Here is a 26,373-nt window from a genome sequence, read left to right on the forward strand (position 1 = left end):
ACGCTCGCTGGGTTATTTTGTAAAACCATTTCAACTATGGCTTACTCCAAATTACCCAAAAATAACGCCTCTTACCACCCCATGTCCGCATCATGCGCTACAAGATGAAAAAAGCGGCCGATGATATACATCGGTCGCCTCTATGACACGGATTCAGTTAAGCGAAGCACTTTCCTCTGGATGCTCCACTTCGATGAGCTTAAATTGGGTCACATCGACAAGCCCGCGGTTCGAAATCCGAATTTCTGGAATCACGGGGAGCGCGATGAGTGAGAACGTCATGTATGGTGCATTCATGGTGCAGCCGATATGTTTCCAAGCTTGGTCCATCTCGGCAACTTCCTTCACAACTTCAGGCAGCGACTTCTCGGACATGAGTCCGGCGATCGTCATCGGGACTTGTGCCAGTACTTTTCCGTTCTCAACCACAATCATGCCGCCGCCAAGCTTCACTAGCTCGTTCGCCGCGAAGGCCATGTCATCTTCATTGATCCCCATCACGAGGAGATTGTGGCTGTCATGCGCGACGGTTGAGGCAACCGCACCTGATTTGATTTGGAAACCACTTGCGAATGCGAGTGAAATTTGCCCCGTACCTCGGTGCCGCTCAATACAAGCTAGACGAACAATATCTTGCGCCGCATCTGGCTGAATGATACCTTGCTCGATTGGGAGAATGGCTGTCATTTTTTCTGTTCTCGCGCTGTTCTCGATAACATTGATCACGTTGACCTTCGTTTGAGGCAGCTGCGTACCCGTTGCCAGCTTGAAGTCCTGCGCTGTTAAAGCTTGTTTCACATTCATGGAGTTACGAATATGGGCAGGGTAGGTGAAGGTTGGGAATTCCACCACAAGCTTCCCTTGATCGGCAATGATTTGACCATCGGTAATCACGGTAGAAGGTTCCATCTTCTGCAGATCATCGATCAGCAGAATGTCTGCGCATTTCCCTGGCGTGATAGAGCCCAAATCATGCTCCAGCTTGAAATAGCGCGCAACATTGATCGTTACCATTTGGATCGCGGTGACTGGATTAACGCCTTCTTCAATTGCACGGCGTGCTACATGATTAAGATGACCTTGCTCCACAAGTGTTTGAGGGTTCACATCATCGGTGACAAGTGAGATATTGGCCGTGTTGACGCCATCTTCCGTGACAATCTTAATGACTTCTTTGACGTCATGCCACGCAGAACCTTCCCGAATCATCAGGTGCATACCCATGCGAACCTTATGCAGACCTTGCTCCCTTGTCACCGTTTCGTGATCTGACGTTACGCCGGACGCCAGATAGGCTTGAAACATGCGATCATCGTCACTTGGAAAATGGCCCGTAACCGTCTTCCCAGCTTGAAGCGTCGCTTCGATTTCGCCGCACATCTTGGGATCACCGAACACGACGCCGGGGAAGTTCATCACTTCACCTAGGCCAACTACGTTGTCCCACTGTAATCCAGCTTGAATATCCGCTACTTCCAGCGTGGCACCGCCATCTTCCAAATCATTCGTCGCTGGCACGCAGGAGGGGAACGTCGTAAATACCTTGAGCGGCAGCTGCTGCCCTTCGTCATGCATCAAACGCACACCTTCCGAACCGAACACGTTCGCAATCTCATGCGGGTCCATGAAAATCCCCGTCGTACCTTTGACGATCGCCGCTTTGGCGAACTCCGTCACGGAGAGCATGGTGCTTTCCACATGCATGTGGCCGTCCAATAAGCCTGGCGCCATGTATTTCCCAGTGGCATCGATCACAACCGTCTTATCCCCGATCGTGTGATCCGCCTTTCCTATGTAAGCGATTCGACCAGCCGCTATCGCGACATCCATATGTGGAAGGAGCTCACCTGAGTACACATTGACTAATGTGCCATTTTGGATAACAAGGTCGGCAAAAGCTTCTCCCATAGCAACCTTAGCCAATGTGCGGCTTACGTCCGTCAGTTTGTTTCTATTTGTCTTGTAGGTCATAGATTCCTTACTCCTTTATGTGGGTGAGATTCTTAAGATGATATTCCTCCTAGTTTAGCATAAACCCTTCTGTTTCTCATAAATGTTGCTTGTGGGTGATGCTTTGGTTGCGTGCAGCGATGATTCAGTCTAAAGAGAACGTGTGTGGTTAGTCTCCAATGGCGGGAATGGCAGCTTGGAACTCGTAAACCTGAATTTGTTGTAACGAGCGGGGTGGGGGATATGCGTGTTTATTTCGACTTACGGCTGGCCTGGGGCTGATTTTGCCTTGCGGAAGTCTATTCTACTCGAGTTTGCCGGTTTTTCCGGCTATCTTACTGCCGTGGGGATCGATTCTACTTGACTTAGTCGGATTTTCCAGCTATCTTACTGCGGCGGGGTTCAATTCTACTCGAGTTTGCCGGTTTTTCCGGCTATCTTACTGCCGTGGGGCTTGATTCTACTCCAGTTAGCCGGATTTTCCGGCTATCTTACTGCCGTGGGGCTCGATTCTACTTGAGTTAGCCGGTTTTTCCGGCTATCTTACTGCTGTGGGGCTCGATTCTACTTCAGTTAGCCGGTTTTTCCGGCTATCTTACTGCCGCGGGGTTCAATTCTACTCGAGTTTGCCGGATTTTCCGGCTATCTTACTGCCGTGGGGCTCGATTCTACTTGACTTAGTCGGATTTTCCAGCTATCTTACTGCGGCGGGGATCGATTCTACTCCAGCTAGTCGGTTTCTCCGACTAACTCAAAAAACGCCATCTCAAGGGTAATTCCCCCTGAGACAGCCTCTATTAATCTAAGGATTCACTTCAATCTCGGCAAGCTGCAGCACATAATCGCTGCCCAACTTATCCAAACTTGTCGCGTACACGCGAATCTGATCCGTCGTATCCGAGAACCCCCACGTAAACGTCTGCGGTGTGCTACCGGGATTCGGATAGGCAGTTTGGGTGACACGCGTCAGCCAGGTCGAGCCATTCCACACTTGGATTTGGAAATTAACTGGAAACCCCTCCCCCTCATACCCCGCTGTCGAGCGTGGGTACAAAGTAACCGATGAGAACGTCTTCGCTGTCCCCATATCGAATTGAATCCATTCTGTATGATTGGTTGTCACGCCCAGGCTACTCGAATAGCCGGATGTACCGATCACGGACTCTCGCTGACCGTCGAACAGCCTGATGCGCCCCCAACTCCCACTTTCGTAAGAACTTGAAGTTGTCACTGCCGCATTAAAGGCGTAGTTCGTAAGAACGCCGGCTATACCTGCTCCGTTGTAGGCGCCTCTATTCACCGCGCCGCTTGTGACAGCATTGCCCCAATAGTCTGCCGTTCCCATAGCGCTGGCATTCGTGTAGGTGCCGCTGCTCAATGCCGGAGATCCGCTTCGCAGCTTATAACCGTCCACGCTTGACCTTCCAATTGCAGCCGACCCCGGTGCTGCAAGCAGCGGATCACTTGTTAATTTATGCGCATCGGCTGGCTCACTGGCGGGATGCGTACCATAGAACGTATTATAATCAAACGTTGTACCTGAGAAGCCCGAATAAGAAGTTGTTCCCAACACATAGAAGATATTGTTGTACACATACATGGTGCCACTAAGCGTTCCACCGCTGTAAGTAAACATCGGCGTACTCGTACCTTGTGGGATGTAGAACGTATTGTTGTTAATGTCCATCTTATCCGTACCAGGTGACAAACCTGGCGCACAAAATACGAAAATACCACGTTTATCGTCATGCGAGATGTTGTATCGGACTTTGGCATCGTTAATATCCGCATTGCTGCTCGACTCGCAATAGAGCATGAACCCGCCTAGGTTGTGATGGCTGTAATTAAACTGAACCGTCGTATGATTGGTGCCCAAGTCAATGTCGAAGCCCTCGCCATCCAATGTCGTTTTCTCGCCATACACCTCATTGTACTGAATTGTGGTATTGTCGGCGATTGCGCTCCAAATTCCTGCTGAGTATTGATTCGAGTAGCCCGTCGTATTCGTGCTTCCATCTGAGGCTCGGCCCCCGCTATCTGAAACAACGTTATTCTGAATCAGAGCATTCGACGTCTGAAAGTTCAGAATCCCATCGCCGCCGGAATCCCTTATCGTATTATTCTGGATCGTAATATTAGCGCTCTTGGCATGCGTAATCCAGTCATTCGGACCTGCTGCCGTTTGCCAGGCCGGGCCCACCATAATCCCGATCCGATCAACCGTATAGATGGAATTGTTCTCAATAACCACATCATTCCATGTGGAATCGTTGTCCATTTTAGCAAGGATCGTTATGCCGCCATTCGTCCCATAAAATCCAGATGTCACGCCGTTCACATCATGCACAACGGTATTCCCCACATAAATGTGGTTCATTGCACCTCCAGTATCATTCAGCGCTTTGATGCCTACGTATTGGTTTCGGCTGGCGCCTGTATTGGTGACTTCCAGATTGCGAATCTCCCAATACTGCTGATTGTACAAGTACACCGCACCCTGCGTGTTGCCGCCTCCGTTAATAATCGGCATACTGCCTGTGCCGTACTGATCAATTTGAATGGGGCTTCCGCTAACGCCGGAGCCTTTGGGATAAAGCTGTCCGTTCCAGACACCGCCTGCTTTAAATAACAGGCGGTCTCCTTGTTGGAACGTCACACCGTTCACTTTGGCAAGTGTTTTCCACGCAGTAGCCGAACTAGTTCCTGCATTCGTATCACTGCCACCTGATGCATCTACATAGTAGGTGGTATTCGCTGCTTCAACATTGTTCGGATGCACAAGGAACAAGATCACAAAGGTTAGACCTAAACACCAATAGACAACGGATTTCACGGTCAAGGTCATTCCCCTTCCTATGGAGTCACTTCAATCTCGGCAAATTGCAACAGATAATCGGTCCCTACATTATCGAGACTCGTTGCATAAATACGAATGCGATCTGTCGTATCGGATGATCCCCACGTGAAGGTTTGAGGCGTACTGCCGGGATTTGGATAGCTCGTTTTCGTTACCCGTGTTAACCATGTCGAGCCGTTCCATACTTGAATTTGGAAATTAACAGGGAACCCTTCTCCTGCTGTTCCAGTGCCTGTTCTTGGATACAAGATAACTTTGGAGAACGTTTTGGCTGTTGCCCCCAAATCTAACTCAATCCATTCCGTATGATTCGTCGTGAGACCAACTTGGCTCGTGAAGCCAGATGTACCCAGAATCGATAACCGCTGTCCATCCACAACATGGAGCTTCGACCAACTCGACGCTTCATACGCACTAGATGAAGTAACAGTGGAGTTGAGCGCATAATTCACAGGTACACCTGAAATCCCTGCTCCGTTATAAGCCCCTCTATTCACCGCCCCGCTTGATACCGCATTTCCCCAATAATCTGAGGTTCCCATGGATGCCGCACTCGTGTAGGTACCACTAGCTAATGCCGGCGATCCCGCCCGCAGCTTGTAACCATCCACGCTAGTTAATCCAATTGCCCCCGAAGCGGGCCCAACTAGGCCTGGATCTGTTGTCAGTTTATGCGCATCAGCAGGCTCACCGGTCGGATGATTACCATAGAAGATATTATAATCAAACACAGCACTTGGCATGGTTGGATACGACGTCGTACCCGCAACATAGAAAATATTATTATATACGTAGGCCGTATCCGGTATGGTCGTCGTCCCGTAAGGTCTAAACATCGGGACCGTATCTCCTTTGGCAATATAAATCGTATTGTTGTTAATATCCGTCTTATCCGCACCTGGAGGAAAGCCGGGTTGCCCGATATGGAAGATCCCCTTCTGATCATTCTGCGATATGTTGTATCGAACCTTCGCATCATTAATATCCGCCGTCGTGGCTGATTCACAGATGAGAATAAACCCGCCTGCATTATCATGGCTATAGTTATATTGAACAGTCGTATGATTCGTGCCCAAATCCACATCGAACCCTTCACCATCCAGCGTCGCCTTCTCGTTATACACTTCATTAAATTGGAACGTCGTGTAATCCGAAATCGCATTCCAAATACCAACGGACGCCTTGTTACTGTAGCCTGTTGTATTCGGATCACTGCTGTTTGCCCGTGCCCCACTGTCATAAACAACATTGTTCTGGACCATTACATTGGATGTAATGAAATTCAGAATCCCGTCACCGCCGGAATCGCGGATCGTATTGTTCTGTATCGTAATATTCGTCGATTTGGTTTCCAACAACCAATCTGGCGGGCCGCCTTCCTGCCAAGATGGGCCTACAAAAATACCGACACGATCCACCACGTAGATGTTGTTATTTTCGATCACAACGTCGTTCCAATAGGAACCATCCATTTTGGCCGTTACCGTAATGCCGCCATTTGTGCCATAAAAACCAGCTGTAACCCCATTGACATCATGAACGACATTGCTGCCAACATAAATATGCGAGAGCAGTCCCGCCGTCTCGTTCACAACCCGAATGCCTACATACTGATCGCGGGTAGTTCCTGTGTTCGTCACTTCCAGATTGCGAATTTCCCAGTACTGTTGATTGTATAAGTACACTGCCCCCTGCGTATTTCCTCCGCCATTAATAATCGGCTTGCTCCCTGTACCATACTGATCAATTTGAATGGGACTGCCACTTACTCCAGAACCCTTGGGATAGAGTTGACCGTTCCAAACACCGCCAGCTTTGAATAAAATACGATCACCCTGCTGAAAGGTCACACCGTTTACCTTCGCGAGCGTTTTCCATGCCGCACCTGTGCTTGTACCCGCATTCGTATCACTACCGCTGGTGGAATCCACATAATACGTTGTGCTTGCCGCCTTTACTTCCTTCGACAGCCCCAGTCCCATCATACTGAACACCAGCGTCAAAACCATGGCTAATAAGGATAAGCGCTTCATAAATAGTTCCCCTTTCTCTTTCATGCTTTCTCGATTCTCGAATTCCCGGCTTCACGTTTTCACGACTTTACATCCACATCGGCATACACTCGTTCTTGAACCTCAACATTCGCATGACGAATCAAATCGTCTACATAGGCTGCATACTTCTCGTCCACATAGCGCTGCTTAACTTGTGCCTTCTGATCGTCATAAGTGGCATTTCCCTGATCCGATCCCTTAACCGATACTTCATAAAAAGCTTTCAACTTAGCTTCCGTTGCATCCAGCTCCTTCTCCGCCAATACCTGCTTCAACTTGATCACCGCATTGCTCATCAAATAGGCGAAATAATCATGCTCCCCTACCTGAATAGGTCCGTAAATGGGCTCCTTCTTCTGAATGGCTGCCTTTCGTCTGGCGTTCTCGTCTGCCAGATTTCGCAGAAAGGTCGCATAGCTAATATCTGCCACTATACCTTTCTCTTGCATGACGATTTGCTGAACTTTCACCTTCACCTCAGCATCGAGCGCGCGTTGCTTAATCATCTCTAGCGGAACTTCGCCATCATGGGAAGTCACCCAGAAATCAGCCCCATCCTCCACACCATACTTTTTGTGAAAATAATTGAATACCCCGGCTCGCTCCGCAGCAATTTGCTGCTTAAACTCACTAACTTCGACGGGCACACCATTGACGGTTGCTACAATCGCATCTGAGCCTACAGTCTGCCGAATGGGATTCATCGAAGCTGTTGCGGTCAGCAGTACGATACCAGCCACAAGCACTGAAACTGCCACCCAGAAACCTCGTGCTAGAAGGATTTGATATTTCCCCATTCTCCTCGTCATTTTTCACCTCCATGTTCGGTTCATTTCTTACGGATGACTCTGCTTCACACTCCCACCAATTACCTTGCACCCTGTATATCTACAAAGAAAAAGCGAGCTCTCTACATGACGTTACAGATGACGCGGTTATAAAAACCTTTAAATCGCGTTTTCTCAGCATGTAGATGACTCACTTCTCTTTACTTTCATTTTACCTGTTTTGTCATGCTATTTCCGTCCCACAATATTGACTTTCGGGTAGGAAATAAAGCTGTTTTAAGCGGGCGTGGTTCCCAATTTACGTTTTCGTCTCCAAAATTGACAACTCATCGCTCACCTTCGGCAATCGGATCGACACCGTTGTCCCCGATACAGCCCCGTTTCTCACTTGAAGTCCATAGTTATCACCAAAAATAAGTTTAATTCGTTGATTGACGTTGGGTAAACCAATGTGTTTGCCCACGAGGTCGTGCTCTTGCGCGAAGCCTTCATTTAATTGCCGCATCTTCTCTGCGTCCATGCCGACACCATCGTCACTCACTTCAATGACAATATCATCGCCAATGCTCTTGCCTTCAATACGAATCGTTCCTTGATAACGTTTGGGCTTCATCCCATGCAGCACAGCATTCTCAAGCAGCGGTTGCAAAATGAGCTGGACGATTTTGTACGGGAGAATTTCCTCGTCGATCGCCCATTGAACGATGATTTTATTTTTATAGCGATACTCGATAATATCTAAATACTTGCGTGCATGTTCGATTTCACTCTCGATCACAATCAGATGACTATCCGAATCCGTACTTAACCGCATCAGATCGGACAGGGAGGAAAGCATATGCGACACTTCGTTGTTTCCGCCCGTTAAGCGGATAGCCATCCACTTTATTGTATCGAGCGTATTGAACAGGAAATGCGGATTAATCTGCGCCTGCAGCGCCAACGATCGAGCTTTGCTCAACAGCACCATACGCCGTTCGAGTTCTCCTTCAAGCTCATGTTGGGAGTTGATATTCATCGTGATATTAGACAGAATAAATCGCAGTTCGTTACGCTCTCTCATCGTGCTTCCTAGCGCCTTCGAAGAGACGTCAAAGATCGACATGATCTGTTTCACTGGCGAGAACGTACGCTTAGATATCAGAAAGGAAACAACAATAATGACAATCATACCGACAGCGGCAAAAATCGTCATGAAATTACGCAGACCAATCATCTTCTCATTGTAGTGATTAATGGGCAGCAACAGCACATATCGCCAATCGTATTGCTCCGATTTGGCGACGGAGACGACATATTGGATCCCGCCAATCGTCTCTATGCTCGATTTGGACGCCGACTCCCCTAACGGAAGGTTCGTGAGGAACTGATTTTTCTTCGCATCCGTGAACAGCTCGCTTCGCGTATCACTAAATACAATTTGATCCGAATCATCAACAATAAATAGTCTCTCCTCTAAGTTGGAGCGTTTGCGGCCAATTACTTCACCTAGCTTTTCTACGTCAATATTGACGACAACAGCACCGTACTTCTCTTGATAATAGATGTACATCGGACGAATTAGCGAAATATAGTATGGATAACTATTGGCCCGCCTTCTAGCCATTACGCTGGGATTATTGTCCGCTCTTTTCATATAGCTTGAATACCAAGACTTGTCATCAATCGTGTCCAAAGGACCGGTCTGATAATTATTTGAGATCAAATACTTGTTGCGCTCGGAGTAAATATAGATCGAATCAATATAATTGTACGTGCTGCTCAGGCTAATAATATAATTGTTTAGGCGTGTATACAACGTATTCGCAATTTGACCTGGATCAGCAGCGAATACAAACTGAACCGCATCGTCCTGCAGCGTCAGCATGGTCGCCATGCGGTCGGTTTGCTCGAAAACCGTGTCCACCACGTCACGTAATCGGGAGAGGGAATTGAGGTTCACAGAACTAATTTCCTCCCGGACAATACCGTTCATTTGATAATAGACGGCGAGCCCCATACCTGCGAATGGCACGACAGTAAGCAAGAAGATGAGAAGCAGGTTCTTAATAAATAAACTTTGAAATTTATAGTTACGAATATAGTAGAGAAGCCCAGTTTTTTTCACCATTAGCTACCTATAAGGGCATTACGGCAATATTCCTTGGGCGTGCTGCCTGTCATCTTTTTAAACACACGATTGAAATATTTACTGTTCGGATAGCCCACTTTTTGCCCAACCTCGTAGATTTTAAATTTGTTCGTACGCAGAAGCTCAATCGCTTCTTCCACGCGAATCTGCGTCAAATAATCCGTGAAATTCAGCCCCGTATACTGTTTAAATAACCGACAGAAATACACAGGATTCAAGAAGACGAAGTCCGCCACGCTATCCAGAGACAAGTCTTCATGAAAGTGAGTTCGAATATATTGCTGTGCCTTCGCGATGATGCTATTCGATGAGCTAATCTTGTGCGGAGCGGTCGTTTTCATTACTTCTTCCAACGTATTCTTACTAAGGTGCAGGATTTCATTCCGATCACTCGTATTCATATCGTGGCTGGTGATTTTGCCCGTGAGCTCTTTCACATCGATGCCTTCCTGGGCAAATGTTCGGCCGACGACAGCGAATAAGTCTTTAATCAGACGATGGGTAAAACTGCTAGGAAGACCCTCGAACTCCTCCATAAAATGATCAAGCAGACTCTCCGCCTCTACGGCATTGCCTTCCAGAATATTCGACATGAACAGCTTATACTTCTCGACCAGTTGGTCATATTCGTGCTCCGCTAACCGCAGCTTGCCGTTCGCATCTTCGCGCACCAGCTTCAATTGTTGTGTGTACGTAGCAAGCTCCAGCAAATTGCCGTATCTGGATTCGATCCTTGCCTCGAAGGTTAAATGAAAACTAGCCGCGATAGCCGCCTTAATTTTGCCCAATTGGAGATGAATTGCATCGGTTGCCACTTCCTCCTCCATACCTGGCTCCCACACCGCTACAACCTTAAACCCGTGCGAGGCAATGTTCAGCGGAAAATACTGAATCACCTGCTGCTGCTTAAGAAACATCGTCCCAATCGCCTGCTGAATGCGCTCCTTCGCGCTGCTTGACCCAAAGTCCGCTTGTCCCTGAAGTTTGACCTCAATATCAATGAGACAGCAACAATTAGCTATCGCAATAGGCAGGGAGAGCAAATCGATTCTACGCTTAATCTCATCTGGATGACGCAGTGCTCCCATGAGCAGGTCGGTCCAAAATTGATCCCGAAATAGCGGCATTAACGCTTGGGACAATTGTTTATCCATCTGTTGCTCGCGCATAACCGCTTGCTCTTCATCCAGCTTCTCCTTGATGTTCTCGAAGACTTGTTGAATCTGTTCCAATTGTGCTGGTTTCAACAGGTAATGCTGTACATTATATTGAATGGCCTGTTGGGCAAATTCGAACTCTTTGTATCCGCTTACAATTACTACTTTCGTCTTCGGTTTGTTCTCGTAAATATATTGGGCAAGTTGTAGCCCCGTGACCTCGGCCATAATAATATCCGTCAGCACAACATCAACATCATGATGCTTCAAATAGTCAATGGCATCCTGCCCGTCTTCGAAATCAGCCTTCATGTCGAATCCGATCTCTTGCCATGGAATGAAATCTACAAGTCCCTTGCGAATGATTTCTTCATCGTCCAGAATGATTAATTTGTACATCACGCAGGCCCCCTGGCTCTATATCTGATATCTTGTACTTTCAACAGCGAACCGCATATCCCTTCTGTGCCAGATGAGAAAAAGCCATCCCCATTGCTAGCTAGGATAGCTTCTGTTATATAGCAACTATATCATGACTGCTTGGGGGGCCATAGATCACAATCTTTACTTTTAGTTTCGAAAATTAACTTCGTACACCTACTACGGAAATAAGTCTCCTCACCCTTGGGTTTCTATCCAAATATTAACTTTCCCTGCCTTACCCTTTTGCAGCAGTGTCAGATCAATGAGGTAAACCGTCTTGTGTTCTCCAAGATGATTGCTGAATATATCTTGTGAACATTCGGCTGATAGTTGACCAGCATCGTAGGTTAGATCCGCATGGGCGTGAGAGCCCTGAATCCGAACTCGGCCTGGCTCCACCTCAGTCGGCTCTTGAAAGGTAACGAATCGTTCAACGAAACAATTGATTGTTTGGAGGGAAGTAAAGGAGTCGGTGATTCCCAGTGAGATAGGACCCTTCTTCTTAAAAAGAAACCGACGTCGCATACTAGTCAGCTCCGGAATGTCGTAAGCGTTCGCTAGCTCAAGCTCGAACACGTCCTGCTCAGGTGTAGACACCGCTTCTACCACTTGCGCTGAAAACCTTGGCCCCGCCGATTGAAAGGTACCGTTCACGATGGGAACCGAGTGTCCACGCGACGTTGTCCCAATGAATTGATACCGAGATGTTACACCGTATTCCTTCGTATATTCCCCTGCGCCCAGATCCGCAAGCAGCGTTTCGCCATTCACTTGAAACACAAAATGCCCAAGATCATTATGATTATGAAACTCGCCATTATGGCCCCCTTTGGCCGCAAAACCAGCTTTGTGCTCGCCGCTGCCTGATCGGCTGACCACGACCTGCGTCTCTGGGAAATAATGAAAGGCTTCTTCGCGCAGCGTTTCGCCGATTTCGGGATCACTCCAGACGAAGGAGCGCACGATTTGCCCCCACCTGTAACAATGATCATCTTGGAAGCGCATTGCATAGTGCGGAGAAGGAACTTCTACCTCCGCATACGTACGATGAAGTCGGTGCGTCAAGCCAATACTGTATCGGTAGCCCGGGATGCAATCGGCAAAATTGACGACCTGATCGCGACTTAAATAGCTCTTCTGCTGGAAAAGCGCGATCCGGCGGATTTTCTCCACTTGCATCAGGTCCATTCGGCCGCCTGATCTTTCTTTGAGCAGCTCCGCATACATAACGAAATAACCGAAGCCGTAATTCCAATACATGACGCCCTCGCAGCAGGCTCCATCATCCAGATAGCCCCCGATGAAGCAAGCCATTCCTGCTGTCGTCCGCTCCAGTATGGCGGCTAACTTAGCCTCATCTTTGATTAGATACATAGCCGCCATCCCAATGGCGCCCGAGCAGACAGCCGTCCAGTTCGAGCCTTCTGTTTCCCAGTAAAAGGCGCGCTTCGCGTAGGCGGAGAATACTCGGTCCTCCACCTCATGAGCGATCCGATGGACAACTGCCTCGGCCAGCTTATCCTTCAGTAAACTCGCTATTTCAGCGAGGTAAAACGCCGTTTCCGCTGCAAAAAGCTCCACCATATAGCGGTGACTCCCTACATTTTTGCCAACAAGGGATTTCCCATCCAAATGAGCGGGCAAGCTCCAAGTAAACTCATCACAGATCGCCCAGATGATATCTTCGAGCGCCCTGATATGCCGTTCCTCGCCATAAGCAAGGGATAGTATGGCATAGGCGGACAGCTTCTGCCTTCTATGAAAGTACGCTTTCTCGTATGCTAAACGCGTGCCTGTATCATCATATAGCCGATACAGGGAAAAGGATATCGCAGGTGTATAAGGAGGAAATTGCTTTTCCGCTTCCACCACCTCATCCAGCATCGATTTATAGAAGGGAGAGCTTGGCATCTCCCGCCATTTGTCACGGTTACGAGCTTCTGGCAACAACAAGCGTTCTCCACCTTCTTCTGCCCCATAAATCAAGGCTGTATAGAGCTCTTCCTGAGTCATCATTCGTACCAGTACCCCTTACGTCCCTGTTCCAACCAGATCAGTGCTTCCAGGTAAAAATAATCGCCCCAAATCATGCAATCATCCGGTGATGAATTGCCTAGCACGCCATAAGATCCATGCTCGAGGAAACCCTGCACCTCATCGTTCGTTGGGCGATAATTCTCCACCAGCGACTGCATGGAGCGAATCAGGCCATCCTGCAGCATCGCACGCTGAGGGTCATCCGGTGGCAGATGCTCGAGAATTTCAAGGATGCCGCACGCAGCAATCGCCGATGCGGAGCTGTCCCGTTTGGTGCCTGGCTCTACGGGTACATCAAAATCCCAGTAAGCAACGGCGTCTTCTGGCAGCCGTTCGATGAAATGAACCGCGAGTTGCTTCGCTGTCTCGAGATAGGCTTTATTTTGCGTATACGTGTACGAAAGCGCAAATCCGTAAATCCCCCAAGCCTGGCCCCTCGTCCACGTAGAACCATCCCGGTAGCCTTGGTGTGTGCCACCGCCAATCGCGTCACCGGTCTCCTGATTGAAGAAAAAGGTATGGTAGGAGGAGCCGTCACCGCGTACAAGGAACCGTCTGCTCTTATCCGCATGCGTGACGGCAATATCGTAATACTTACGATTGCCTGTCTGCTCATATGCCCAGTACAACAGCGGCAAATTCAACATACAATCGATAATGATACGCCCGCCATTGATCGGATCGTTTTCGAGTCCCCAAGCTTGAATAAGTTCCGTGGCCGGCCGCCATCGTTTCAACAGCACATCAGCCGCTTCGAGTGCTAGCCTGCGGGCTTGCTCATCCTTTTCGATCATCCATTGCGCTTTCGCGGATAACGAATACAAGAAACCAATATCGTGATGATCGAGCTTGATATTTTGATCTAACCGCTCACGAAAAGACGCTACTGTACGTATCGCTTCGGTACGAAACGTCTCATCGCCGCTATATTCGTAGCAATGCCATAGAATCCCGGACCAAAATCCATTGATCCAACAGTTGTTAGGAATCAATTTAAAATGAGGTCCGCCGTCCGTTACTTCCGGGAACAATCCGCCGTACGCGGGAATATTGCGCCTCGTTTTATCAATCGCATCTTCAATGGCTTGTTTCCATATTGTCGTCATATAGGCTTACACCTCTCCTTGCATCGGGAGCTTGATGATAAATGCATACGAACCCGATCCGACTTTGTATACGTGATAACCGGTTTCATCCTGATGTTGAAATGTGATATTAGTCCAATACTCTTCCGTTTGACCCGCTTCTTCGATATCTGCTCGGGTTGCGGCAGGTAGAGCGAGCGTCGCTGTTAGTTGGGGAGGTACGGTCACATCGACGTGCAAATACGACTCCGTATTCCTCCATTGCATAGCCGCACGCCCCTCTGGAAGATCGTGATGTGCTTTCACCCAATCCACACCCTGTACCGGTTGAACTCTGTATGCAAGCAATTCTGTGTCATGCGAGTCGTACGCGATACGAATGCCTGCTAACCCCGCATATAACCACTCTTCCGCATGCCCTAGCATAAAATGATTCTGCGACAGCCCCTCGGTCGGGCCGTTCCAAAGCTCCGTCAATGTCGTCGCGCCGTGTTCAATCTGATACCCATAACTGGGGTGCTCCGTCCTCGTCAGCATATCCATCACAACATCAGACTGATGATAACGCGTCAGCGCCATTAATAGAAAACGGAAGCCAACATCACCCCCGGTCATACTATTGCCGCGTGAGCGGATGTCCTGTAGGAGCTGGCTAAGGGTTTGTTCCTGCAGATGCACTGGAACCAAACCAACGGCAAGCGGCATGGCGAGCGAAGTTTGGCTCCCGGTCGCATAGGTTCCCGTCTTCTCATCATAGAATTCGCGCTGAAAATCTGCGTGGATGACAGCTGCAAGCTCTTGGAAAGCATCTGCATCCGCCTGATATCCCAGCACAGTAGCGATAGCCTGCATGGTGGTGACATCATAATAATAGATGGCCGTCGCAGTCAGGCTGATCGGCGTATTCTGCGGGAAACCATCTCGCGATTTCGGCCCAACATCGCACCAATCACCGAGTCCTTCGTTGAACAAGCCGTTCGCCGCACGATCACGCAAATAGCTGACGTAGCGTTTCATCCCTTCGTAGTGCCGCTCCAACAGCTCTTCGTCTCGGTACCACTTGTAGGTATACCAAGCGGCCAGAATATAGGCGCTCCCCCATTCTGGCGAATCTCGAAAACCGTTCTCGAATACGACGAATTCGGGGGCAATGTCGGGCACTAGCCCATTTTCCAATTGCGCATGGCCCATATCGGCTACGATTTTGCTATATAAAGCGCTAACGTCATAGTTGTACATAATCGAAGGTCCCATCAAATGGACTTCTTCCAGCCAACCTAGCTTCTCTCGGTGCGGACAATCGGTCATGACACTTTTCATATTGCTGAGAATAGCTCGATTAACAATAGCGTGAATCCCATTGAGGAGGGGATTGGAGCACTCAAAGGCACCGGTAACGTTCACATCGGGATAAATCATCTCCGCTTGTATATCCAGCAGCTGCGGCATATTTGCCCAATCAGGGATTGTGTCGGTATGTACATGGCAAGCCCCCTCCACTTGCATATACCGAAATCCTGTATACGTAAAGCGAGGATGCCACTGCTCAACCCCGTCCCCTTTCATCGTATAAGAATAAGATGTCGGTGAACCCGTCCATTGCTGCGAAACAGTACCATCTGAATGCAGCAGCTCGCCAGGTATCAATTTGACTGTAGATCCACGCGGGCCTTGCAGCTGTATGTTTACCCAACCGGAAACATTCTGGCCAAAATCGCAAACGATAACGCCAGTCTTGTGGACTACGATGCTGACAGCAGGTAATCGCTCCATGATTTTATTGGAGGGAAATGATTGTTCGACTAATTGACCTGCTGGTGCCTCGACAAGAATTGCGTGTGGCCAGTCATCCGTCGAGAACCCTGGGCAATCCCAACCCGATAGCTCTTGTGTGGCATCATAATCTTCCCCGCCATAGATACAAGAGAATAGGATCGGCCCATCCGCTGTGTTCCAATGCTCATCACTACAGATCGTCTGCGTCGAACCATTGGCATAGGTAAGCTCTATTTGCAGGATTAGCTTGGGATCGCCAAAGCTTCCTACATACTTTGCATACCTACCGCCCAGGACCCGATAGAATCCGTTACCTAGCATCACGCCAACCGCATTGCTACCTTCTCTTAAATAGGAAGTGATATCGTAAACTTTGTATAAACACGTCTTGTTGTAGTCCGTCCAGCCCGGCTCCAGCACGTAGTCAGTTACAGGGCTTCCGTTCATACGCATCTCAAAATGCCCTAACCCACAGACGTAAGCTGCAGCACTTGTAACAGGCTGATCAACCGTAAATTCCCGTCTAAGTAACGGAAGTGAGCTCTCTAACCTACCTGCTCCGATCCACTTGGCTTTCCATTCATAGGCAGCTGACATGCCACTCCCTGCTTTCGCGATAAATTAACCTTTCAAGCTTCCAATCGTGAGTCCTCGGACAAAATACTTCTGGAAGAACGGGAACACGGCAAGCAACGGCCCTGCAGCAACAACTGCCAAGGCAAAACGCATCGTTTCCGTCGGCACGGTCATGGCACTCGCATCGAATTCGCTTGGGAAATCATGCGCCATTTGCCTAATAAACTCAGCTTGAGCTAATACGCGTTGCAGGAAATATTGCAGGACATATAAATTTTCATTGCGGATATAGTACAAGGCTGTTTGCCAATCGTTCCATTTGACCAGCACATTAATAAGTGCCATCGTGGCAAAAACCGGCGTGGATAGCGGGATAATAATGCGCCAATAGATATGAAATTCGTTAGCACCATCTACCTTAGCTGACTCGATCAACGCACCAGGAAGTTCCTGAAAGAAAGTTCGAAAGATGACAATGTACAGTGGAAAACACAGATTTAGTAAAATATATACCCAGATCGTATCGCCCAAATGCAGGTACTGTGTGTTGATAATGTAGGAAGGAATCAAGCCGCCGCCAAAAATGGTAGTAAACACAATCAGGAAGGTGACCGGCTTGCGGAGCGTGAAATTTGGCCGAGAAATCGCGTAACCGCACATCGACATGATCAACACACTTAACAAGGTACCGACAACCGATTGGGTAAGCGTAACTGCGTAGGCACGAAATACTTGATGCATATTGGCAAAAACAATTTTGTAAGCCGTCAGATCCCATTGCTCGGGAAATAATTTATAGCCATGACTCTGAACCAGACCTTCATTGGAGAACGAGACCGAAATGACCAGAACAATGGGCAAGACGAAAGCCAACGAGATCAATAGGAGAACAAGGTGAACAAGCAGGGGGTCTTTGCTTCGAACCATAACTGAACCTCATCTTTCCCGGGTCAAAATAAAGAGTGATCCGCATTTATTTTCTTTATTGCTTTATTGACGAAGAGGAAGAAAAACAATCCGACAACTGATTGTATGAGGCCAACCGCAGTGCCTATACTGAAATCACCGGAACGCAGCCCACGAAATACGTAGGTGTCAATGACATCTGTCGTTCTATATAGCGTGCCGACATCACGTGGGATTTGATAGAACAGCCCAAATTCCCCTCTGAATATATCGCCGATGGCGAGTAAAACGAGAATGGACAACACAGGCATTAAGGATGGCATCGAAATATGCCAGGATTGCTGCCAACGGCTTGCACCATCAATTTTGGCCGCTTCATAAATTTCAGGATCAATGCTGATCAGGGCTGCATAATAAATCAAACTGTAGAACCCGATATAACGCCAAATGTTCGTGAATGTTAGAATAAAAGGCCAATAAGCAGGATGAGCATACAAATCAATTGAGTGACCGCTTAGAAAATCTGCGATTTGCGTCACAACACCTTTTTCCGGTTGAAACAGCGTGTACGTAATATAACTAATTAGCACCCAAGACAAGAAATAAGGAAACATCATCGTCGTTTGATAATATTTGAGTGCAAGCTTACTGCGTATTTCATAGAGAAGCAGCGCTGCCCCCATATAAAAGATGTTGCCTACAACGATAAAGCCGATTCCATAGCCGAGTGTATTTCGTGTCAACCGCCAAAAATCTTGCGATTTAAAGAAAAACTCAAAGTTTTTAAACCCAACCCAATCGCTTCCCAGAATGCCTTTGACATACGAATAATCCTTAAAAGCGATAACGAGTCCGAACATAGGCCAATATTGAAAAATCAAAAAATAGACGATCGCCGGAAGCGCTAGACTCAGCAGTATCCAGTTATCCTTTAGAAACGCTTTGCTGCGTCTTCGAGGAACACGCACAGCCAGTTCTTTCCGCCTATTGTATGCGAGCATCGCATTCCCTCCCTATCCCTTTCTGCCGTTGATAAACAAATGGCTGGGAAGGAAAATCCCAGCCATTTGTCTGCATCAAGACAGTTTCTTATTTGGCGCCCTTGCCTTTCAAGTACGCATCCACTTGTTTTTGAAGCTCCGCTTTGACCTTCTCCGAGCCTGCTGTCCGCATCTTCGTGATCATATCGTTGTACAACTGCTCCCAATTCTCCATAGCGCCAAGTTCCAACACCGTATATTCTTTGGAAATCGCAGCAATTTGTGCCAACTCGTTCTTAATGTTCGAAATATTCGGTTTAAAGCCTACAATAGGATGAATAATCGCTTTGCCATTTGCTTCTTTCTCTACCCAGTCATTGATGCCAGGTGAATCCGCTGTTGTTTCCCATGCGTTAAATTGGTTACCTACAACGAATTTCCCAAGTCCATATTTCGGTTTATTGTCTGGTCCATTAATAACCTCGATGCGGTTGTCGCCAACTTTCTTGTAATGCTGGCCTTCAATCCCATAGACAAGGAGGTTGTATAAATCTTTGCCTTTTTTCGTATTCATAAGATCGATGAGCTGCATTGCACGTTCTGGATTTTTGGACGTTCTTGCAATCGCTGTGCTTGAGCTGCTGTCGAGTACGCTAATTGTGAAATTTTTGTCCATGTTCACAACATCAACAGGGAAGCCAGCTTTCACTGTCTCTGCTTGCTCTTGACCAATCCAGTTCGTGTGGAACCAGAGGGAATAGCCGTCTTTTTTGGACTCATCCTGCCTGCGGTTCGCGTTACTTGCCACGTCTTTACGGATGTAGCCTTTCTTGAACCAATCTGCCATAACCCCATAGTATTGCTTCATCGCTGGAATCTCAGGCGTTAACTGAACAGTGTACGTCTTGTCGTCAAAAGGAATTGTGAAGTTAGGCGTCAGCTGAATACCTTTATTCTCCGCGGAGAACACAGCGTCGCTGATACCTTTATTCAGCACATTATTCTCTTTCAATTTTGCCATATAGTCTTCGATCAGCTTGTAGTCTTCCGTTCTCAATGCTTTGCCAGGTCTCGAGGTTAAGGTATTCTCGAATTGCGTGCGATCTAAATATTTGTCTGCCAAATCCTTCGGCGTACGCATACCTAGTTTTAAGTCCACCATGTCTTTATAGGAAGGAATGGAGTAAATTTTCCCGTCGACCTTCGCCAGATCAAGTACCCAGGAAGGTATCTCTTTCAAGTAGTCTTGACCGTATTTCTTAAGGAGGTCATCGAGCTGCAGGTACGAGCCTTTCGCAACTTCATCCCCATAAGGAATATAGAAGCCCGTCCAAGCTAGGTCGACCTGTTCACCGGAAGCGGCGATTAAATTCCATTTTTGCTGGTATTCCGTATTCAAAATAACGTTAAACTCAACCGTCGTATTCGGTAAATACTTCTGTAATTGCTTGTTGAATTCGGCGAATACCTTGTCGAACTCCTCCGTCTTATTCACCGCATACAAGACCCACTTCAGGGTAACTGGCTTCTGAGCCTCTGTTGCCACCGGAGTCACCGTTGAAGCAGCTGGACTGCTGCTGGTCTGTGCCTTCGTGTCGTCCTTCGATGCACTACTACAGGCACTCAAAATCATTAGAAACGTCATGCAGAAGACGACCATCACGCTAAGCCACTTTCTATTTTTGACCATTCCGTTGCCCCTCACTTATGTACATATTTGAGATTGGCGTTGTCGCTTACTCTTCGCTATCCCTTGAATTAATTGTAAGGCTTAAGCTTATCACTTTCCGCTCCAAATAATTGACTTTGCTCACTTATTTGTATCACTTCTGGAAGAAGGGAAGTGTCTAGATTTTGTTTTGTTCTCTTATCTTGATATTATACTGTTCTGTCTAAAATGGGATATTCCTAGTCATGTGGGAAGATGTAGGGTGTGACGTAAAACAAAAACAGCGATGCAAGAATGATCTCTTGAACCGCTGTTTATATATTCATGAATCACCCTATCCCCATACTTCTTTCAATGCCTTACGAAATAAATCATCAAGCTCCCGGTCCTGAGCACCATCACCCGTCTCCATACGTGAAGCCATTTGATCGTAATAGGCGATTCTCTCCTCTAAAAACTCATTAATCGGATTAATTCGTGGCTCATAATCCATCTCATCGCCCGCTATTTTACGGACTAGCAAATCTTGAATAGCTGCTTTCAGCTGACTACCCTCTGGCACTAAACGATCAACGAGTGCTTGAAATTCTATAGGCGGCATTGTGTTACTACGCTCAATCCATGCGCAGGCCAAGATCGGGCGCAGCACATAGAAATACTTTTTGATTTTGACATGATCACCCTGCAAATATTCCCGATAGTTCCCTTTCGCCATGTGCAGGTAGTGGTGCATACAAGACTTTGGTGAAAAAGTTAGTGGAGAGATGTGCCGGATTTGCTCAGCCACCGAAAAGTGCTCCATATACGATATGGGAGATTGCAGCCACTCTAGCAACGGCGGGTTCGATTTGCGAAATAAATGTAAAGCTTTTTTCAAATCCCAGCCATTGATATCCAGCATGTCGCTGATCGGCCGTTCGATGACATCGCGTTTCTCATAAATGGATAAGTACCACTCTACTGGCCTAATGTAGATAAATCTTACGTCGTAATCGCTATCTTTGGATGGGAATCCCCACGCACGACTGCCCGATTCACAAGCATATAAGATACGAACATCTTCTTCCTTTTCGATCCGTTTCAATTCTTCTAGAATTTGGTGGTGAACATCGGACATGTGGTTCTTCCTCCTTTACTATTTGTCTGTTAATCTACATCTTCTTCCAATTCTATAGCGGCTACCTGTCGACCTTATATACCTATTCTCGCTCATTTCTAACGTAACGAACATGGCGAAAGTATTACGACGACAGAGAAAGTTTTCCATTTCGCCCAATTCCATCCCCTGTTACAATGGATATAGATGTAGATGAAACGGAGGATTCCCGTGGCTAAGGAAAGCTTTGATAAAGAGATACAGTTTCTACGCATGCTCGTACTGACGAGTGGCGCCTACAATAGACAGCAATTTTCAGAGCGGCTGGGCATCTCCATACATACTTTTGACAAGACAATTCGAAGGTTAAAAGAGATCGTAAGCTCCACCTACCAGCACTTGCCGCAGGAGGAACGTAAAGAATTCGCTGAGACCATTCGCTTCAGCTATTACGAGTCGACCGATCCGATGCTGTTGTTCCTGTTTCGTGCCAAATCTCTGAAAGAATCGGAATCGCAGAGAATTTCCTTGCTTTTAGCCGCAATGAATGAAAATGCACTGACAGCCATGGAGCTGCTGGACTTCATCTGTGCTAGTCAATCTTCCGAGCTTTCCCTCCCAGACGAGAAAACGATTCGTTCCGATCTCAAGTATTTGGAGGAAGTCGGTGTTGTGAAAAGACAGCCCAGCGCACGCCCCTATCGATATCGGATTCAGAACGATCTGATCCATGAGCTGTCAGATGAGGAGCTGTATGACCTCTATGATTTTGTGGACGTCATGGCCAACACGCAAGTGCCATCTGTGCAAGGTTATTTGCTGCGAGATGGTTTGAAAAAACATCTGCTTCGCCAGCAGGCCCAGAAACATGCCATTGAACCTTTTTTATATAAATACCACTATTACTCTCGGATTTTAGATGAAGCGCATCTGTTTACGATCCTCAGTGCCATTCGCAGTCATCGTAAAATTCGGTTTTTATATTTTTCACCGAAGTCTGAGAAAAGCTATGGATCCAAGAACACCAACCCCTTATTCGAGCGAGATACGAACGGAAAAGTTGAAACCACACTTCCCCTGAAAGTGGTCTACGATCACCAGTATGGGCGATGGTATCTGCTTTCCAATGGTAGAGAGGGGATACGAAAATACCGTTTGGAGGGCATTACTCAGATCGAAGAAGATGAACTCGTTGCCGAGGATGTGTTTGAGAACAGGACGAATGAACTGCTTGAGAAAATACGATATAGCTGGCTGATCGATACGGGGCAACCCGTGACGGTGCGTGTGCGATTTTACAATCCAGAGGGATCTGAGCCTAATTTCATCAAGGAGCGCGTACGACTACAAGGCCAATGGGGACAAATCGTGCAGGAGGACGAGCACTCGTTTATCTATGAGATCACCGTTAACGGGACGACTGAAATTAAGCCGTGGGTGCGCAGCTTCGGTTCCTCTTGCGAAATTCTCGAGCCGATCCAGTTCCGCAGGGAAATGATCGCCGAATGGAAGGAGATTCAAGCCTACTATGAATCTGTTTGAAAAGATTTTTAACTACCAGATTATTTCCCGGCTAGAGGATTCAGGTACGTTTATGGTCACCTCGCACGAAAGGGCCTGGCTCAAAACGATGCTGACACACCCCGCGGCGGATGAGGCTTTTACAGTAGATACGCTCGATACTCTTCGTTCAATTCTCGAGCAGGATGCGATGATGGATATTTCGGACCATCTGATTGAAAAAGCCCGCAGCAGAGAGAAACAGGTATACCATCCTCTGTTACGTTCTTTAAGAAGGCTCATTACTGACAAAAGCGCGATTCGTTTAACTTATGAGATTAAAGGTGGGCGCATTCAGTCGGACCGCTCGGGGCTGCCGTACAAATTGGAATATTCCATGATCAAAAGAGAATGGTATTTGCTGTGGTATCAGCTGCGGAATCACACTTTTATGAGTACACGATTGGATAAAATCGCATTTGTTTCTGCAGAACCGCTGCAAACGTTAGATGTGGACAGCATCCTTTTGAAAATAAAAAAGACACTGGACTCCCGCAAAGGCGAAGCCGTTCTTGAAGTCGTCCCTACGTACAACAGAGAGTTGTCACGTATCCTATACGCCCTCTCCAGCTTCGAGAAAGATGTTGCCTACGATGAGGAAAATGATATTTATCGAGTCAAAGTATGTTTACTTGGCGATGAAATGGAGTATTTGCTGAGCAAGATCCGTTTTCTTGGGAAGCGGGTTCGAGTCATTGAAGGAGATTATATGAAAAGACGTATGCTGGAGTCAGCCACGAAGGCTTTGGGGCGGTATGGGGTGAGTGTGGTTGGCGAGGAGAAATTGGAGGGGTCCATTTGAATAATTCCATCATAGTCCATCAAACAACTCTTACCGTTATAAAAGAGGATATTACACAAGTCGAAGTTGACATCATTGTTAATGCCGCCAATACAAGTCTGCTTGGTGGTGGCGGTGTTGATGGAGCTATACATAAAGCCGGGGGCAAAGATTTGTTGGCGGAGTGCGTAAAGATTAGAGAACGACAGGGGGGCTGTAAAGTCGGTGAGGCCGTTATTACAACTGCAGGTAATTTGCCTGCATCTTATGTTATCCATACCGTAGGTCCAGTTTGGAATGAAGGAAACAATCACGTAACCGACAAGCTCAGAGCTTGTTACATAAATTCATTATTACTTGCCAGAGAGTATAACGCTACTAGCCTTGCTTTTCCGAATATTAGCACGGGTATTTATCGTTTCCCTAAGCAACTTGCAGCCGAAATAGCAATTGAGACCGTTATTTCGCATTTGGATTCGCGCATCCTAGAAGAACAAACAATCAATCATGTTTACTTTGTTTGTTTTGACAATGACAATTACAATATCTATCTAAGTATGCTGTCCAAGTATGATACCGAAATAAATTAAATATTATTAAGACAGAGAAAGGTGATCTAAAATCAATAAATTAGATGATTGGAATCGGGAAGATAGAGGTAAAATTGCTACATCAAAAAAACATACATGGATTGCCATTCTGGGAATTATTTTTATTGTTGCAACTGGATTTTTACTCATGTTGTTCGCCATTAAACATTTTTTAGTACAAATTTGTGAGATAACGCATTGTTGATTAAGTAGTAGGAAGGTGTTGTAACAATTTTGCAAATTAATTATACGGAATGCCCTTGGTGTGGATCCAAGTTAGAATTTGAACAGGCGTACTGCTCTGAATGTAATAACGAACTTATGGCGTTTGAAAGTGATACCAACGTGTCCAATAAAACTGAACCAACTTCGCTTGGTATTTGGAATTTTATATATATCATCATGTGTACGATTGCATCTGTTCAAATCTTACAAGGCTTTTATATGTATACTAAGTTAGATGTTGCCTACTACACGCATTATTGGAGTGGCTATCCACATTATTTGACCTACGCTATTACTCAAAGTTCAATACAATTGCTTTGCCTAATTATTTCCGTTATTTGTATATTAAAACGATTCAGATTTGTCCCTAAAATGATCATTATTTTCGAAGTCGTTTATTTGATTTTTTTGCTAATCAGTTACTATGTGGCACAAGTTACTCCTCTACAAAATATCACTTATTTATGGCTAACTGTTGGATTAACCTCAAAAATAATCTGGGTATTGTATTATGGTGTTTCCAAGAGAGTAAAACAAACTTTTATATTTTGAACTTACAGGTGAATTGGAATATGGGACCATCCCTAGTCCCGCTCCAATTCACTCAAATGATTGAAAAACAAGTCATACTCTCGTTTGGCTTCCATACTCAGCCCTAATCTCCATTAAAATTTTCCCTAGCATATTTTGCCCAGTACCGTCTCCATTGTCTCCCCAAAATTCATCGTTCTTTGTATGTTCCACCAATACGCAATTACCGGTTGAAAGAAGGATGTCTCTGACCGTTTCATGTTGTTGAATTTTGGCCTTAACTGCTTCCTTCATGATCGCGAGCTTGATTTCTTCCCAATCACTTCTTAAAGGTCTGAAACGTTCTCGCCCCATCCTTGCTGCTTCCATCGGAGTCCTAGCTAATCTAATCTGTTCTTCATGTTCTGTTCCTTCAAACTTTTGAGCTTGGAAATAATGCTCTGAGGTAGGCCAAATCTTCCCCTGTATTTCAATCGGATACTTCGCAAAGTTTGAAAAACAGCCATATGGCTTATCCGTTTCGTAGAAGTTGATTACTTTATTTTCTGATTTCATTTGAAGTAGCCTTGATTTATGTTCTCTTATCTCTTTTTCCCAAATCTTTTTTAACTCTTCTGATATTGGTTCCACTTCAGGCCCTCCTTTCATTCCATAGTGCTCTTCGATAAATATCGTGCTGGCACTAAGTCCGCAAGCCAAACGCCATGATTAGCAACATAAAACTTCACACCATTCGCAAAAGCAGCTTCACCATCTACTTCGAGAATAACCAACTCTCCTCGTCTTTTCCCTGCTAGAGTCGCAAATTCTAGTGACTCAGATAGATGGACATATTTCCTGCCCATTGGCTTAATCCCAGCAGAAAGTATAGTATCAACCACTTTCGTATTCGTCCCGTGATAAAGTATGCTCGGTGGCTTCGATTCTTGATACGTCAATCGGTCTACACTGTGACCATAATTTGCACGAATGTAATCATTTACGATTTCGTACCTTTGTTTAGAACAGTTTCTAACTACCTGTGTAATATCTTCAACCTGAATATTTGACCATCTGACTTCTGAACGAATTGCAGATAATAGCTCCTGTATATGACAGAATCCCTCATGATCCAGCACTAAGCCGAATTGCTCAGGAGTGTGTCTCAGCATCTTACTCATGAATTTACTCAAGCTTTCTTCTTGCTTACTCAATAACATTG

The 26,373-nt window shown here is 46.6% G+C and carries 19 protein-coding genes; 4 read left to right on the forward strand and 15 right to left on the reverse strand.

The annotated features are described in order from the left end of the window. Nucleotides 1-153: 153 nt before the first annotated feature. From ade to A8709_RS28880, 13 genes are all read right to left on the reverse strand, one after another. Entirely contained in the window at nt 154-1,971 is a 1,818-nt protein-coding gene (ade, locus tag A8709_RS28820; RefSeq protein WP_065857776.1) for an adenine deaminase, read from the reverse strand. A 781-nt stretch (nt 1,972-2,752) separates the two neighbouring features. Next, nucleotides 2,753-4,783 (reverse strand): discoidin domain-containing protein, encoded by a 2,031-nt coding sequence (locus tag A8709_RS28825; protein ID WP_244163364.1) that lies wholly within the window; start codon nt 4,781-4,783, stop codon nt 2,753-2,755. 20 nt (nt 4,784-4,803) lie between these two features. Then, the gene (locus A8709_RS28830) at nt 4,804-6,840 is read right to left on the reverse strand and encodes a right-handed parallel beta-helix repeat-containing protein (protein ID WP_065857780.1); all 2,037 of its coding nucleotides are present in this window, start codon (nt 6,838-6,840) and stop codon (nt 4,804-4,806) included. A 59-nt stretch (nt 6,841-6,899) separates the two neighbouring features. Continuing rightward, nucleotides 6,900-7,670 carry a hypothetical protein gene (locus A8709_RS28835; protein ID WP_065857782.1) on the reverse strand — a complete coding sequence of 257 codons (771 nt, stop codon included), beginning with the start codon at nt 7,668-7,670 and terminating at the stop codon, nt 6,900-6,902. 277 nt (nt 7,671-7,947) lie between these two features. After that, nucleotides 7,948-9,759: a sensor histidine kinase gene (locus tag A8709_RS28840; protein WP_065857784.1), complete on the reverse strand. Its 1,812-nt coding sequence runs from the start codon at nt 9,757-9,759 to the stop codon at nt 7,948-7,950. After that, a complete protein-coding gene (locus A8709_RS28845; protein ID WP_065857786.1) occupies nt 9,759-11,336 on the reverse strand; it encodes a response regulator in 1,578 nt (525 codons plus the stop codon). Before A8709_RS28845 ends, A8709_RS28840 begins: the two co-directional genes overlap by 1 nt. A 219-nt stretch (nt 11,337-11,555) precedes the next feature. Further along, nucleotides 11,556-13,376 carry a heparinase II/III domain-containing protein gene (locus A8709_RS28850; RefSeq protein ID WP_065857788.1) on the reverse strand — a complete coding sequence of 607 codons (1,821 nt, stop codon included), beginning with the start codon at nt 13,374-13,376 and terminating at the stop codon, nt 11,556-11,558. Then, nucleotides 13,373-14,503, reverse strand: a complete 1,131-nt coding sequence (locus tag A8709_RS28855; RefSeq protein ID WP_065857790.1) for a glycoside hydrolase family 88 protein — start codon at nt 14,501-14,503, stop codon at nt 13,373-13,375. The genes A8709_RS28850 and A8709_RS28855 overlap by 4 nt, the downstream gene beginning before the upstream one ends. A 6-nt stretch (nt 14,504-14,509) precedes the next feature. Next, a complete protein-coding gene (locus A8709_RS28860) occupies nt 14,510-16,855 on the reverse strand; it encodes an alpha-L-rhamnosidase (RefSeq protein ID WP_065857792.1) in 2,346 nt (781 codons plus the stop codon). A gap of 24 nt (nt 16,856-16,879) precedes the next feature. Next, the gene (locus A8709_RS28865) at nt 16,880-17,761 is read right to left on the reverse strand and encodes a carbohydrate ABC transporter permease (protein WP_065857793.1); all 882 of its coding nucleotides are present in this window, start codon (nt 17,759-17,761) and stop codon (nt 16,880-16,882) included. Nucleotides 17,762-17,784: 23 nt separating this feature from the next. Next, a complete protein-coding gene (locus A8709_RS28870; protein ID WP_084225580.1) occupies nt 17,785-18,741 on the reverse strand; it encodes an ABC transporter permease in 957 nt (318 codons plus the stop codon). 88 nt (nt 18,742-18,829) lie between these two features. Continuing rightward, nucleotides 18,830-20,410 carry an ABC transporter substrate-binding protein gene (locus A8709_RS28875; RefSeq protein ID WP_065857795.1) on the reverse strand — a complete coding sequence of 527 codons (1,581 nt, stop codon included), beginning with the start codon at nt 20,408-20,410 and terminating at the stop codon, nt 18,830-18,832. 313 nt (nt 20,411-20,723) lie between these two features. Further along, the gene (locus tag A8709_RS28880; RefSeq protein WP_065857797.1) at nt 20,724-21,506 is read right to left on the reverse strand and encodes a nucleotidyltransferase domain-containing protein; all 783 of its coding nucleotides are present in this window, start codon (nt 21,504-21,506) and stop codon (nt 20,724-20,726) included. Nucleotides 21,507-21,716: 210 nt separating this feature from the next. Here A8709_RS28880 and A8709_RS28885 point away from each other — a divergent pair, with 210 nt between their 5' ends. The 4 genes from A8709_RS28885 to A8709_RS35740 all read left to right on the forward strand — a co-directional run bounded on the left by A8709_RS28885 (nt 21,717) and on the right by A8709_RS35740 (nt 25,193). After that, nucleotides 21,717-23,027, forward strand: coding sequence for a helix-turn-helix transcriptional regulator (locus A8709_RS28885; RefSeq protein ID WP_065857799.1), 1,311 nt, complete (start codon nt 21,717-21,719; stop codon nt 23,025-23,027). Then, nucleotides 23,014-23,847 (forward strand): WYL domain-containing protein, encoded by an 834-nt coding sequence (locus tag A8709_RS28890; RefSeq protein WP_065857801.1) that lies wholly within the window; start codon nt 23,014-23,016, stop codon nt 23,845-23,847. Before A8709_RS28885 ends, A8709_RS28890 begins: the two co-directional genes overlap by 14 nt. Continuing rightward, on the forward strand, nt 23,844-24,416 hold the full coding sequence (locus tag A8709_RS28895) for an O-acetyl-ADP-ribose deacetylase (protein WP_208607764.1): 573 nt from the start codon (nt 23,844-23,846) through the stop codon (nt 24,414-24,416). Before A8709_RS28890 ends, A8709_RS28895 begins: the two co-directional genes overlap by 4 nt. 402 nt (nt 24,417-24,818) lie before the next feature. Beyond that, the gene (locus tag A8709_RS35740; RefSeq protein WP_425262362.1) at nt 24,819-25,193 is read left to right on the forward strand and encodes a DUF2569 family protein; all 375 of its coding nucleotides are present in this window, start codon (nt 24,819-24,821) and stop codon (nt 25,191-25,193) included. Between the two features lie 72 nt (nt 25,194-25,265). On the opposite strand, the gene A8709_RS28905 is transcribed toward A8709_RS35740, so the two are convergent. Together A8709_RS28905 and A8709_RS28910 are read right to left on the reverse strand one after the other, a co-directional pair. Further along, nucleotides 25,266-25,802 (reverse strand): NADAR family protein, encoded by a 537-nt coding sequence (locus tag A8709_RS28905; RefSeq protein ID WP_279615902.1) that lies wholly within the window; start codon nt 25,800-25,802, stop codon nt 25,266-25,268. A gap of 14 nt (nt 25,803-25,816) precedes the next feature. Continuing rightward, nucleotides 25,817-26,371, reverse strand: coding sequence for an RNA 2'-phosphotransferase (locus A8709_RS28910; RefSeq protein WP_065857805.1), 555 nt, complete (start codon nt 26,369-26,371; stop codon nt 25,817-25,819). Between the last annotated feature and the right edge of the window lie 2 nt (nt 26,372-26,373).

The organism is Paenibacillus pectinilyticus (assembly GCF_001700435.1).
Classification (GTDB): Bacteria; Bacillota; Bacilli; order Paenibacillales; family NBRC-103111; genus Paenibacillus_E; species Paenibacillus_E pectinilyticus.

Coding starts and splice junctions, on each gene's coding strand:
- A8709_RS28830 (WP_065857780.1), bottom strand. CDS start 6,840: ATGAAGCGCTTATCCTTATTAGCCATGGTTTTGACGCTGGTGTTCAGT.
- A8709_RS28845 (WP_065857786.1), bottom strand. CDS start 11,336: ATGTACAAATTAATCATTCTGGACGATGAAGAAATCATTCGCAAGGGA.
- A8709_RS28875 (WP_065857795.1), bottom strand. CDS start 20,410: ATGGTCAAAAATAGAAAGTGGCTTAGCGTGATGGTCGTCTTCTGCATG.
- A8709_RS28840 (WP_065857784.1), bottom strand. CDS start 9,759: ATGGTGAAAAAAACTGGGCTTCTCTACTATATTCGTAACTATAAATTT.
- A8709_RS28880 (WP_065857797.1), bottom strand. CDS start 21,506: ATGTCCGATGTTCACCACCAAATTCTAGAAGAATTGAAACGGATCGAA.
- A8709_RS28870 (WP_084225580.1), bottom strand. CDS start 18,741: ATGCTCGCATACAATAGGCGGAAAGAACTGGCTGTGCGTGTTCCTCGA.
- A8709_RS28865 (WP_065857793.1), bottom strand. CDS start 17,761: ATGGTTCGAAGCAAAGACCCCCTGCTTGTTCACCTTGTTCTCCTATTG.
- A8709_RS35740 (WP_425262362.1), top strand. CDS start 24,819: ATGTGTACGATTGCATCTGTTCAAATCTTACAAGGCTTTTATATGTAT.
- A8709_RS28835 (WP_065857782.1), bottom strand. CDS start 7,670: ATGACGAGGAGAATGGGGAAATATCAAATCCTTCTAGCACGAGGTTTC.
- A8709_RS28860 (WP_065857792.1), bottom strand. CDS start 16,855: ATGTCAGCTGCCTATGAATGGAAAGCCAAGTGGATCGGAGCAGGTAGG.
- A8709_RS28890 (WP_065857801.1), top strand. CDS start 23,014: ATGAATCTGTTTGAAAAGATTTTTAACTACCAGATTATTTCCCGGCTA.
- ade (WP_065857776.1), bottom strand. CDS start 1,971: ATGACCTACAAGACAAATAGAAACAAACTGACGGACGTAAGCCGCACA.
- A8709_RS28850 (WP_065857788.1), bottom strand. CDS start 13,376: ATGATGACTCAGGAAGAGCTCTATACAGCCTTGATTTATGGGGCAGAA.
- A8709_RS28855 (WP_065857790.1), bottom strand. CDS start 14,503: ATGACGACAATATGGAAACAAGCCATTGAAGATGCGATTGATAAAACG.
- A8709_RS28910 (WP_065857805.1), bottom strand. CDS start 26,371: ATGTTATTGAGTAAGCAAGAAGAAAGCTTGAGTAAATTCATGAGTAAG.